This window comes from Bradyrhizobium sp. P3_C3 (genome assembly GCF_056402655.1).
Genome location: NZ_JBFUGY010000090.1, coordinates 1 through 12,037, shown reverse-complemented (window position 1 = coordinate 12,037; position 12,037 = coordinate 1). Strand labels below are relative to the sequence as shown.

The 12,037-nt window shown below is 63.9% G+C and carries 12 protein-coding genes; 9 read left to right on the top strand and 3 right to left on the bottom strand.

The genetic code is table 11. From position 1 onward, the window contains the following. A partial coding sequence (locus AC1DW2_RS42515) for a M48 family metalloprotease (RefSeq protein ID WP_477009075.1) occupies positions 1-1,126 on the top strand: 1,126 nt, incomplete at its 5' end. Positions 1,127-1,306: 180 nt separating this feature from the next. Here the strand turns inward: AC1DW2_RS42515 and AC1DW2_RS42510 are convergent. Beyond that, positions 1,307-1,720, bottom strand: coding sequence for a c-type cytochrome (locus AC1DW2_RS42510; protein WP_477009074.1), 414 nt, complete (start codon positions 1,718-1,720; stop codon positions 1,307-1,309). A gap of 48 nt (positions 1,721-1,768) precedes the next feature. Further along, on the bottom strand, positions 1,769-3,121 hold the full coding sequence (locus tag AC1DW2_RS42505) for an MFS transporter (protein ID WP_477009073.1): 1,353 nt from the start codon (positions 3,119-3,121) through the stop codon (positions 1,769-1,771). A gap of 182 nt (positions 3,122-3,303) precedes the next feature. Here AC1DW2_RS42505 and cyoA point away from each other — a divergent pair, with 182 nt between their 5' ends. The 7 genes from cyoA to AC1DW2_RS42470 are packed head-to-tail and all read left to right on the top strand — an operon-like array spanning position 3,304 to position 10,264. Continuing rightward, the gene (cyoA, locus tag AC1DW2_RS42500) at positions 3,304-4,464 is read left to right on the top strand and encodes a ubiquinol oxidase subunit II (RefSeq protein WP_477009072.1); all 1,161 of its coding nucleotides are present in this window, start codon (positions 3,304-3,306) and stop codon (positions 4,462-4,464) included. Positions 4,465-4,489: 25 nt separating this feature from the next. After that, complete coding sequence (gene cyoB, locus AC1DW2_RS42495) at positions 4,490-6,487, top strand: cytochrome o ubiquinol oxidase subunit I (RefSeq protein ID WP_071908451.1); 1,998 nt, start codon at positions 4,490-4,492, stop codon at positions 6,485-6,487. Next, positions 6,488-7,117 (top strand): cytochrome o ubiquinol oxidase subunit III, encoded by a 630-nt coding sequence (gene cyoC, locus AC1DW2_RS42490; protein WP_477009071.1) that lies wholly within the window; start codon positions 6,488-6,490, stop codon positions 7,115-7,117. It begins immediately after the preceding gene. Continuing rightward, entirely contained in the window at positions 7,114-7,494 is a 381-nt protein-coding gene (cyoD, locus tag AC1DW2_RS42485; protein ID WP_085399178.1) for a cytochrome o ubiquinol oxidase subunit IV, read from the top strand. Before cyoC ends, cyoD begins: the two co-directional genes overlap by 4 nt. 47 nt (positions 7,495-7,541) lie before the next feature. Further along, positions 7,542-8,390: an SURF1 family protein gene (locus AC1DW2_RS42480; RefSeq protein WP_477009070.1), complete on the top strand. Its 849-nt coding sequence runs from the start codon at positions 7,542-7,544 to the stop codon at positions 8,388-8,390. Next, entirely contained in the window at positions 8,362-9,741 is a 1,380-nt protein-coding gene (locus tag AC1DW2_RS42475) for an ATP-binding protein (RefSeq protein WP_166346186.1), read from the top strand. The genes AC1DW2_RS42480 and AC1DW2_RS42475 overlap by 29 nt, the downstream gene beginning before the upstream one ends. Further along, positions 9,731-10,264 carry a response regulator transcription factor gene (locus AC1DW2_RS42470; RefSeq protein WP_014490373.1) on the top strand — a complete coding sequence of 178 codons (534 nt, stop codon included), beginning with the start codon at positions 9,731-9,733 and terminating at the stop codon, positions 10,262-10,264. Before AC1DW2_RS42475 ends, AC1DW2_RS42470 begins: the two co-directional genes overlap by 11 nt. A gap of 2 nt (positions 10,265-10,266) precedes the next feature. Here the strand turns inward: AC1DW2_RS42470 and AC1DW2_RS42465 are convergent, their stop codons facing one another. Continuing rightward, on the bottom strand, positions 10,267-11,157 hold the full coding sequence (locus tag AC1DW2_RS42465; RefSeq protein ID WP_135216446.1) for a LysR substrate-binding domain-containing protein: 891 nt from the start codon (positions 11,155-11,157) through the stop codon (positions 10,267-10,269). Between the two features lie 128 nt (positions 11,158-11,285). Between AC1DW2_RS42465 and AC1DW2_RS42460 the strand changes: the two genes are divergently transcribed. Then, positions 11,286-11,957, top strand: a complete 672-nt coding sequence (locus AC1DW2_RS42460) for a hypothetical protein (protein ID WP_441496800.1) — start codon at positions 11,286-11,288, stop codon at positions 11,955-11,957. Positions 11,958-12,037 lie beyond the last annotated feature (80 nt).

The following is a 12,037-nucleotide window of genomic DNA, read 5'->3' as shown; positions in this document are numbered from 1 at the left end:
GCTCTATGTCACCCGCGGCCTGCTCGCGCTCGCCAGCGACACCTCGGAATTGTCCTCCGTGCTCAGCCACGAGATGGCGCATGTGCTGTCCAAGCACGCCGCGATGCGCGAGGACCAGGCGCGCCAGGCCGCGATAGTCACCCGCGTCGTCACCGACATGAGCAACGATCCCGATCTCACCGCGCTTGCGCTGGCCAAGACCAAGCTCACCATGGCGAGCTTTTCGCGCAACCAGGAGTTCGAGGCCGACGGCATCGGCGTCGGCCTTTCCGCCAAGGCACATTTCGACCCCTATGGTGCCGCCCGCTTCCTGTCAGCGATGGAGCGCAATGCCGAGCTCAAGGTCGGCAAGACCTCGCTCGATCCGCGCGCGCAGGATTTCACCTCGTCGCATCCGGCCACCCCCGAGCGCGTGCAGAATGCGCAGACCATCGCACGGCAATATGCGGCGCCCGAGGGCGCCGAGCGCGACCGCGAGACCTACCTCGCCGCGATCGACAACCTCGTCTATGGCGAAGATCCCAGCGAAGGTTTTGTGCGCGGCCGGCGCTTCCTGCATCCGAAACTCGGCTTCACCTTCCAGGCGCCGGACAATTTCACGCTCGACAACACCGCGCAGGCGGTGATCGGCGTGCGCGACGGCGGCTCGCAGGCGATGCGTTTCGACGTCGTGAGGGTGCCGGCCGAGCAGTCGCTGGGCGATTACCTGAATTCCGGCTGGATGGAGGGCGTCGAGAAGGCCTCCACCGAAGACATCACCATCAACGGTTTTCCGGCTGCGTCCGCCACCGCCAAGGGCGATCAGTGGCAGTTCAAGGTCTATGCGTTGCGCTTCGGCAGCGACGTCTATCGCTTCATCTTCGCGACACGGCAGAAATCGACCGAGAGCGAGCGCAACGCGCGCGAGACCGTCAATTCATTCCGCCGCCTGACGCTCGACGAGATCCAGGCCGCGCGCCCCCTGCGCATCAAGGTCATCACCGTGCAGCCCGGCGACACCGTGGAATCGCTCTCCCACCGCATGGCCGGCGTCGATCATCCCGCCGAACGCTTCCGCGTGCTCAACGGGCTCGATCGCAACGCGCAGGTGAAGGTGCGGGATCGCGTGAAGGTCGTGGCGGATTGACGCGCACTAAGCGCGCGTCATCCCGGGGCGCGCTTAGCGCGAACCCGAGATCTCGAGCCACAAAGACAGTGCCGTAGGGTGGGCAAAGGCGCGTAGCGCCGTGCCCACGATCCGTCAATGATAGCGACAGATGGTGGGCACGCTTCGCTTTGCCCACCCTACGAGACCTGCTCTGCCGACCTACCGCGCCTTTTCCTTCAGAAACGCGATGATGTCAGCACGATCCCGCGCGTCCGGGACGTCGAAGAACATCTTGGTTTCCGGCACCATGGCCTGCGGTCCGGCCAGCCATTTGTCGAGATTGTCCTCGGTCCAGACGATCCCTGAGTTCTTCAGATCGGCCGAATAGTCATAGCCGGGCACGCTGCCCGCCTTGCGACCGACCACGCCCTTGTGCATCGGGCCGACAGCGTTCTCATTGATGGAGTGACAATCTGCGCAGCCCTTGTAGAGCGTTTGGCCGCGCGCGACGTTGCCGGTGGCGTGGACAAGCCCGGTCGAGAAAACGATCGCGACGATGGTGAGGACCAGGCTTACGGTAAGGACGAGGCTTGCAAAACTTTGCGGGTGGACGGGATTGGACCGGACGTTCATGGAATCTCCTGCTTGCGTCGCCGCAAACAGGATCGTCCGGCCTGAATTTTATTCCCGTCCGCTGGACGCGGCTTCAGCGCCCGCGTCCATGTCGCCGGCCTCGCGCTGGCCGCTGAGCCAGAGTGCGAGCAACGTCCAGAACGCGCCTGACAGCAGATAGGCGCCTGAAGCGATGACGCCGAGATTGGTGGCGAGCAGAAGCGCCACCAGCGGCGCAAAGCCGGCACCGAACAGCCAGGCCATATCCGAGGTCAGCGCGGAAGCCGTGTAGCGGTACGCCTGCCGGAAGTTCGAGGCGATCGCGCCCGAGGACTGGCCGAAGGAGAGACCCAGCAGGATGAAGCCGATCACCATGTAGATGGTCTCACCGAACGCGCCGGCATCGAGCAGCTGCGGAGCAAAACCGCTGTAGATCGCGATCGCAATCGCCGATCCCATCAGCAGCGATTTGCGGCCGACGCGGTCGGCGATGATGCCGGAGGCCACGATGGCCGCGACGCCGAACACGGCGGCGACGATCTCGATGATCAGGAAGCGCACCGGGCTTTCGCGGGTGAACAGGAACACCCAGGACAGCGGAAACACCGTGACCATGTGGAACAGCGCGAAGCTTGCGAGCGGCGCGAATGCACCGAGCATGATGTTCTGGCCCTCGCGCGCGACGGTCTCGGAGATGCGCGCGGGCTGCAATTCGCGGGTCTCGAACAACGAGGCATATTCTTCCGTCGTCACCATGCGCAGGCGCGCGAACAGCGCCACGACGTTGATGGCGAAGGCGACGAAGAACGGATAGCGCCAGCCCCAGTCGAAGAAGTCGTCGGCCGAGAGGTTACCGGCGAAATAGGCGAACAGCGCGCTCGCCACGATCAGGCCGAGCGGGGCGCCTAATTGCGGCACCATCGCGTACCAGCCGCGCTTGGAGGGCGGCGCGTTCAGGGCCAGGAGCGAAGCCATGCCGTCCCAGGCGCCGCCCCAGGCCAGACCCTGCGCGATACGCGCCAGCGCCAGCAGCCAGATCGCCGCAACGCCGATGTCGTGATAGCCGGGCAGGAACGCTAGCGCGACTGTGGCGGTGCCAAGCAGAAACAGCGCCGAGACCAGCTTGGCGGTTTTGCCGTACTCGCGATCGACCGTCATGAAAATGACGGTTCCGATCGGCCGGGCCACGAAGGCCAGCGCGAAGATCATGAAGGAATAGAGGGTGCCGGTCAGCTCGCTGGTGAACGGGAACACCAGGCGCGGGAATACGATCACCGAGGCGATCGCGTAGACGAAGAAGTCGAAGAATTCCGAGGTGCGGCCGATGATGACGCCGATGGCGATCTCGCCGGGACTGGCCTGGTCGTGGCCGTGCTCGCCCGAGTGGAGGTCTGCCATTGCGGGGGTCTGTGCCGTCGCCATTCGTGCGCCCTTAACGTCCTGAAAACCAAAGCCGACCGCCCGGCGGGGCGCCAGGCAATCTGCCCCTGTCTGACCCAACATTCCGCAGTGCAACATTGGACAAATTGTCCAATGTCCGGATTGCTGCGCCGCAGCTACCCCTTGGGCCCGCAAAGGAAACTCATTCTCATAAGGCTCGGCCCGTGTCCCGTCTCAAGATCCTGGCGCTGCTACCCCTGGCAGCTGCGCTCAGCGGCTGCAACTACGTCGTGCTGGCGCCTGCCGGCGATATCGCAGCGCAACAGCGCGACCTCGTCATCATCTCCACCGTCCTGATGCTCCTGATCGTCGTCCCCGTGATGGCGTTGACGGTGCTGTTCGCCTGGCGCTACCGCCAGTCCAACACCTCGGCCCGCTACGAGCCGGATTGGGACCACTCGACCAAGCTTGAGCTGGTGATCTGGTCGGCGCCGCTGCTGATCATCATCTGCCTGGGCGCGCTGACCTGGATGGGCACGCATCTGCTCGACCCCTATCGCAACATCGGCCGCATCCATGCGGAACGCGCCGTGGACCAGTCCAAGGCTCCGCTCGTCGTCGATGTCGTCGCGCTCGACTGGAAGTGGCTCTTTATCTACCCCGATTACGGCATCGCCACCGTCAACGAGCTCGCCGCGCCGGTTGACCGCCCGATCAACTTCCACATCACCGCCTCCTCGGTGATGAACTCGTTCTACATCCCCGCACTCGCCGGTCAGATCTACGCGATGCCGGGCATGGAGACGTCGCTCCACGCCGTGATCAACCACGCCGGTACCTACAAGGGTTTTTCGGCGAACTACAGCGGCGCCGGCTTCTCTGGCATGCACTTCAACTTCAAGGGCCTCGACGACAAGGGCTTTGACGCCTGGATCGCGCAGGCCAAATCAGCCGGCGGCTCGCTCGGCCGCGCCGAATATCTCCAGCTCGAAAAGCCGAGCGAGAACGAGCCGGTGCGCCGCTGGGGCACCGTCGATTCCGACCTCTACCGCCTGATCCTCAACATGTGCGTCGAGACCGGCAAGATGTGCCAGAGCGAGATGATGGCGATCGACGCCAAGGGCGGTCTCGGCCATGAGGGCCTGAACAGCACCCTGCCGCTAGCCTACGACAAGTACGCACGCCGCGGCACCGCGCTCGGACCCGAGCCAACCTTCGTCGCCGGCACCTGCACGCCCGATGCGCCGCAGGGCAGGACCACCGCCTCCATCACGGCACCCGCCGACACCGCGCCGCTGCTCGGTGCCGGCCTGAAGCGGCCGATCTTCACGCCGCTGAAGTCCTCGTCCTTCTTCCTCGGACAACGTCCCAAGTCAGACTCCTGAAGTCAGACTCCTAAAGAGAGCTCGCATGTCTCCTGATCTTCTCAAGCTCATCTTCGGCCGTCTCGGCCTCGATTCGCTGCCGCTGCACGAGCCGATCCTGGTCGGCACCTTCGTGATGGTCGCGCTCGGCGGCGGCGCACTGTTCGCCGGCATCACCTATTTCCGCCTCTGGGGCTATCTGTGGCGCGAGTGGTTCACCACCGTCGACCACAAGCGCATCGGCATCATGTACATGATCCTCGGCATCGTGATGCTGCTGCGCGGCTTCGCCGACGCGCTGATGATGCGCGCACAACAAGCACTCGCGTTCGGCGGCTCCGAAGGCTTCCTCCCCGCCCATCACTATGACCAGGTCTTCACTGCCCATGGCGTGATCATGATCTTCTTCGTGGCGATGCCGCTGGTCACCGGCCTAATGAACTACGTGGTGCCGCTGCAGATCGGCGCGCGCGACGTGTCGTTCCCGTTCCTGAACAATTTCAGCTTCTGGATGACGGTCGGCGGCGCAGTGCTGGTGATGGCTTCGCTGTTCATCGGCGAATTCGCCCGCACCGGCTGGCTGGCCTATCCGCCGCTGTCGAACATCGGCTACAGTCCTGACGTCGGCGTCGACTATTACATCTGGGCGCTGCAGGTCGCAGGCGTCGGCACGACCTTATCCGGCATCAACCTGATCTGCACCATCGTCAAGCTACGCTGTCCCGGCATGACCATGATGAAGATGCCGGTGTTCACCTGGACCGCGCTCTGCACCAACATCCTGATCGTCGCCTCCTTCCCCGTCCTGACCGTCGTGCTCGCGCTGCTCTCGCTTGACCGCTACGTCGGCACCAACTTCTTCACGAACGATTTCGGCGGCAGCCCGATGATGTACGTGAACCTGATCTGGATCTGGGGTCATCCCGAGGTCTACATTCTGGTTCTCCCCGCCTTCGGCATCTTCTCGGAAGTGACCTCGACCTTCTCCGGCAAGCGGCTGTTCGGCTACACCTCGATGGTCTACGCCACGGTGGTCATCACCATCCTGTCGTACCTGGTCTGGCTGCACCACTTCTTCACGATGGGCTCGGGCGCCAGCGTCAACTCGTTCTTCGGCATCACCACGATGATCATCTCGATCCCGACGGGCGCGAAGATGTTCAACTGGTTGTTCACGATGTATCGCGGCCGCATCCGCTTCGAGCTGCCGATGCTGTGGACGATCGCCTTCATGCTGACCTTCGTGCTCGGCGGCATGACCGGCGTGCTGCTCGCAGTGCCGCCGGCCGACTTCGTCCTGCACAACAGCCTGTTCCTGATCGCGCACTTTCACAACGTGATCATCGGCGGCGTGGTGTTCGGCGCGTTCGCCGGCATCAACTACTGGTTCCCGAAGGCGTTCGGCTTCAAGCTCGATCCGTTCTGGGGCAAGCTGTCGTTCTGGTTCTGGGTTACCGGCTTCTACATGGCCTTCATGCCGCTCTATGTGCTCGGCCTGATGGGCGTGACCCGCCGCCTGCGCGTGTTCGACGATCCGTCCTTGCAGATCTGGTTCGTCATCGCCGCGATCGGCGCCGGCCTGGTCTTCCTCGGCATCCTCTGCATGCTGATGCAGTTCGCAGTCAGCTTCCTCAAGCGCGAGCAGCTCAAGGACGTCACCGGCGATCCCTGGGATGCACGCACGCTGGAATGGGCGACCTCCTCGCCCCCGCCGGACTACAACTTCGCCTTCACCCCCGTCGTTCACGACAATGACGCGTGGTGGGACATGAAGAAGCGCGGCTATCAGCGTCCGCTCTTGGGGTTCAAGCCGATCCACATGCCCAGCAGCACCGGCACCGGCATCATCCTCGCCGGCCTCGCCACCGCGATGGGATTCGGCCTGATCTGGTACATCTGGTGGCTTGCCGCCGTGAGCTTCATCGCGATGCTCGCCGTCGGCATCGGTCACACCTTCAACTATCACCGCGACTTCGACATCCCGGCCGACGACGTCATCCGGACCGAGGACGCGCGCACCAAACTGCTCGCCGGAGCCAAGTAAATGACTGTCTCTGTGAATCCCTCGCAAACCGGCGAGCCGGTCTTCTATCTCGCCGACGAACACCCGCATCCGGAAGGCTACAGCACCCCGCTCGGCTTCTGGATCTACCTGATGAGCGACTGCCTCATCTTTGCGATGCTGTTCGCCACCTTCGGCGTGCTCGGCGGCAACTACGCCGCCGGCCCCGCCCCGAAGGACCTGTTCGAGCTGCCGCTGGTCGCGGTGAACACCTCGATGCTGCTGCTGTCGTCGATCACCTATGGCTTTGCCATGCTGACGATGCAGCAGAACAAGATCGCCCAGACCCAGATGTGGCTGGCGATCACTGGCCTGTTCGGCCTCGCCTTCATCGGCATCGAGCTCTCCGAGTTCGCCCACATGATCCATGAAGGGGCGACCCCGCAGCGCAGCGCCTTCCTGTCCGCCTTCTTCACGCTGGTCGGCACCCACGGCCTGCACGTCTCCTGCGGCCTGATCTGGCTGGTGACCCTGATGGTGCAGGTCTGGAAGTTCGGCCTGATCGAAGCCAACCGCCGCCGCCTGATGTGCCTGTCGATGTTCTGGCACTTCCTGGACGTGGTCTGGATCGGCGTCTTCACCTTCGTCTATCTCCTGGGAGTTCTGCGATGAACACCGATACCCACGCCGCCCACGCGGACGGCCATCACCACGGCGACGACCACGCCCACGGCACGTTCTCGACCTACATGCTCGGCTTCGTGCTCTCGGTCGTGCTGACCGCGATCCCGTTCTGGCTGGTGATGAGCGGCGCGCTGCCGAGCAAGCAGATCACCGCGCTCGTCATCATGGCCTTCGCTGTCGTGCAGATCGTCGTGCACATGATCTACTTCCTGCACATGAACACCAAGTCCGAGAACGGCTGGAGCATGATGGCGCTGATCTTCACCATCGTCATGGTGGTGATCGCGCTGTCCGGCTCGCTGTGGGTGATGAACCACCTCAACAGCAACATGATGCCGATGCACCAGATGACGGGAATGAAGTAAGCGAGACTCCGAAGTGAGCAAGGCTTGGAAGTGAGCAAGGCTTGAAAGTGAGCAAGGCTTGGACCGTGACAGGCAAGGATAAGGACGCGCGTCGCAACGCTGCGCGTCCGCGCCTGTGGCTCACGGTTCTCTCGCTCGCGGCCTTTGCACTTCTGATCGCACTCGGCGTCTGGCAGATCGAACGGCGCACCTGGAAGCTGGCGCTGATCGACCGCGTCGAGCAGCGCGTCCATGCCCCGGCCCAGCCGATCCCGTCGCGCGCGGCCTGGCCGGCCGTCTCCACCGCAAACGACGAATACAGGCACGTCAGCCTCACCGGCCGCTTCCTGCATGACCGCGAGACACTGGTTCAGGCGGTCACCGAGGAAGGCCCCGGCTATTGGGTGCTGACGCCGCTTCAGCGCGGCGACGGCACGCTCGTCCTGGTCAATCGCGGCTTCGTGCCGTCCGAGCGGCGCGACGCATCGACGCGCCAGATCGGCAATCCGGACGGGCAGGTCGAGATCACGGGCCTGCTCCGCATGACGGAGCCGAAGGGCGGATTCCTGCGGAACAACGTGCCCCAGCACAACCGCTGGTACTCGCGGGATGTCGCCGCGATTGCGGCAGCGCGCGGCCTCGACCATGTCGCACCCTTTTTCGTCGATGCTGACGCCGGATCACAAACCACCAGCGGCCCGATCGGCGGATTGACCGTGATCAGCTTTCCCAATAACCACCTGATCTACGCGCTGACGTGGTTTGCCCTGGCTTTCATGCTGGCGGGTAAACTTTTCGTCACATTCGGCGGCGGGCTGTTCCGCCGCAAGCGCTTCGTCCACGAACCGGCCGGCTGCTCCGATGCCACCGCCCGCAGGACGGGATCAGATGCTGGAACGATCGTCGAATCTACCTGACGACGGAATGACGCATGACGCCGTCACGCTGCAATCGCAGGCGGACGCGCGCAGCGAGCTGATCGGCGTTGCGCCGACCGACGACGAGACCAACCGCAAGAACATGGCGCTGCTGATCCAGCTGCGCTGGACCGCGGTGGTCGGGCAGATCGTGACCATCGGCGGCGTGCATTTTGGCCTGGGTATTCCCCTGCCATTGGAACGGATGGGCGCGGTGATCGGCGCGCTGCTGCTGCTCAACGTCTCCAGCCTCGTCTGGGTGCGCCATCGCGCCGCGATCACCAACAACGAGCTGCTGGTCGCCTTGATGCTCGATGTCGCCGCGCTGACCGCGCAGCTCTACCTCAGCGGCGGCGCCACCAATCCCTTCACCTCGCTGTTCCTGCTCCAGGTGACGCTGGGGGCGGTGCTGCTTAATGCCCGTTCGACCTGGTCACTGGTCGCACTGACCTGCGCGAGTTTCATCTGGCTGACCATGGCCTACCGGCCGCTCGACCTGCCGCCGAACCCGATCAGCGAGGCCTACAGTCTCACCGTAACCGGCATGCTGCTGGGCTTCGTCCTCAACGCCGTGCTGCTGGTCGTGTTCGTCACCCGCATCAACAGGAATTTGCGTGAGCGCGATGCGCATCTGGCGGCACTGCGCCAGCATGCAGCCGAACAGGACCACATCGTCCGCATGGGCCTGCTCGCCTCCGGCGCGGCGCATGAGCTCGGCACGCCGCTCGCCTCGCTGTCGGTGATCCTCAGCGACTGGCGCCGCATGCCCGATCTCGCCGCCGATCAGGAACTTGCCGAGGATCTCGCGGAGATGGAAACCTCTCTGCAACGCTGCAAGACCATCGTGACGGGCATCCTGGTGTCGGCGGGCGAAGCGCGCGGCGAAGGCTCCTCGCCGACGACGGTGACGGCCTTCGTCACCGCGCTGGTGAACGAGTGGCGCGACGCACGCTCGGCCCGCACGCTCTATTTCGTCAACACGTTCGGCGAGGACGTCGCGATCGTCTCTGACATCGCGCTGAAGCAAGTGATCTTCAACGTGCTCGACAATGCCTATGAGGTCTCGCGCGAATGGGTGGAGCTGCTGGCCGAGCGCGAGGGCGACAATCTCGTGCTGTCGATCAGCGATCGCGGCCCGGGCTTTGCGCCGGAGATGCTGGCGCAGCTCGGAAAACCCTATCACTCGAGCAAGGGCCGCGCCGGCGGCGGGCTCGGCCTGTTCCTGGTCGTGAACGTCGTGCGCAAGCTCGGCGGCAGCGTGACCGCCGAGAACCACAGGAAGCGTGGCGCCACCGTCCGCCTGACGCTGCCGCTCGCAACGCTCGCGATCGGAGGAAATTTTGACGCCTGACCGTTCGCTCATCGTCGTCGAGGACGATGCCGGCTTCGCGCGCACGCTGAAACGCTCGTTCGAGCGCCGCGGCTACGACGTCGTCCTCGCAGCTTCGATCGAAGAGGTGCGGAAGGTGCTGGAGGAGCGATCCTTTGGACACGCGGTGGTCGATCTCAAGCTCGGCGGCGCCTCGGGCCTCGCCTGCGTGGAACTGCTGCACACGCACGATCCGGAGATGCTGATCGTGGTGCTGACCGGCTTTGCCAGCATCTCCACCGCCGTCGAGGCGATCAAGCTCGGCGCCTGCCACTACCTGGCAAAGCCGTCGAACACCGACGATATCGAAGCCGCCTTCAACAAGGCCGAAGGCAACGCCGAAGTCGCCCTCGATGCACGGCCGACCTCGATCAAGACGCTGGAATGGGAGCGCATCCACCAGACGCTGATCGAGACCGATTTCAACATCTCGGAAGCGGCGAGAAGGCTGGGCATGCACCGCCGCACACTGGCAAGGAAGCTCGAGAAGCGGCCGGTGAAGTGAGCCTAGGACGACGCCGTGGCGAGCTTGCCGACCTCGGAGAGAAGCAACTTCAGGATCGGGGATTGATTCGCCTTGTGATAGGCGACAACGAGATCAAGCTTGGGTGCTTCACCCCGCACCGGCCGGGTGGTGATCGTCTCCGGCAGATATCGCTTCGTGTAGGCCGGCAGCATCATGACGCCGCGCGTGGACGCGATCATGGAGATCGCGTGAACAACATTGTGGACTTCGCGGTCGGGCTTGAGGTCGATTCCGGTCCGGCTGAAATAATCCAGAACGATACGGCGAACCGCGGGAGCGGATTTGGACGGTAGGTAGAAGGTCTCGTCCCTGATTTCCTCGGGCGCCACCGCGGCTTGAGAAGCCAGCCGATGGTCGCTCGGAAAGACGAAGACCAGCGGATCGGTGCGCACGCGCCGGCAGACCAGATCTTCCATGTGCTCCTCCGGCCGGATGAAGGCAGCATCGAGCTTTCGCCGCATCAGGGCCTTGGCAAGCGAGGGCGAATAATCGCTCGAGAGGCGGATATCGATGCCGGGAAATGCGTCGCGCAGAATGCGATCCACCTCGGGCAGCAGGTCGATTTCGGCGCCCGACAGAAAGCCCAACGAGAAAGCGGGCTGCGGGGGCTGCGCGGCACGGAGCGCCGCTTCCTTGGCAGCCTCCGCCTGAAGCAGCGCCATTCTGGCGTGCTCGAGAAAGGCCTTGCCGGCCGCCGTCAGCGCGATGCCTTGGGCGCTGCGGTTCATCAAGGGAACGCCGACCTCCCGTTCGAGATCCCGGATTTGCCGGCTGAGCGACGGTTGCGACGTGTGCAGCTTCTGCTCGGCCGCAACAGTCAAACTGCCTGCATCGGCAACGGCGACGAAATAGCGGAGATGCCGAAGCTCCATCGCGATCTCCCATATCTCGCAGGCATGGGGCCAGCTTACAAAGTCTTTTTCCAGGCGGCCAGCTGCCCGTATAGCCGGCGTGAACCAGGTCTGCCTGGCAGGCAGAGGCGCAGGGGAGCGAGCTTCACATGCTCAAGTGCATTCAAACGTCTCTGCTGATCCTGGCACTGGCGGGATCTGGCGAAGCGGCTGCGCAATCCTCCAACACGCAGGCAAAGGCAAACAACATGGAACTGGATGTGACAGGATTGAAGCAGGCGCTGCTCGGCGACTGGGAAAGCATCGCACCGGAGGTGCGCCCGAGCGCGGCGAAGAACGCCGATGGCACGCTCAAGCCGTTCTATCTCAAGCGGGCCTTCAAATATCTCCCCTCCGACCGTTTCGAGCTCGATATCGTCAACTCGGCCGATCCCTACAGCGCCGTGCCGCTCGCGCGGATCAGGATTGGCGGCCATATGCTGTGGAAGGGTGCGCATCCCATCGCTCCGGGCGCGCAGAAGGTCGACTTCATTGCCGACGAGACCTACGAGGTTACGCCGCTGGCGCAGGGATTTGCCGATGTGCTCAACAAGGTCGCCGCGGTCGGATATGCACCGTGGGACGTAGGCGCGCCCCAGAGCATCTTCGGCAAGACCTTCGCTCCCTTCGGTCTCGCCGAGGCCACGAACTTCATGGAATATGATCTCGTCTATCTCAGGGGCGACCTCCTGTTCTGGGGCGCCCGCAACATCGACGGCCGTGGCTTTGACACCGAGCAGAACCGGCCAACCAATTTGCAGATTCCGCTGATCAGGAAGTGACTCGAGACAAGTTCGTCACACTCTCCCTCGACGCGATGCCCTTAACACTGGGCCTGAACACCCGTGGCCGTGCCAACGCA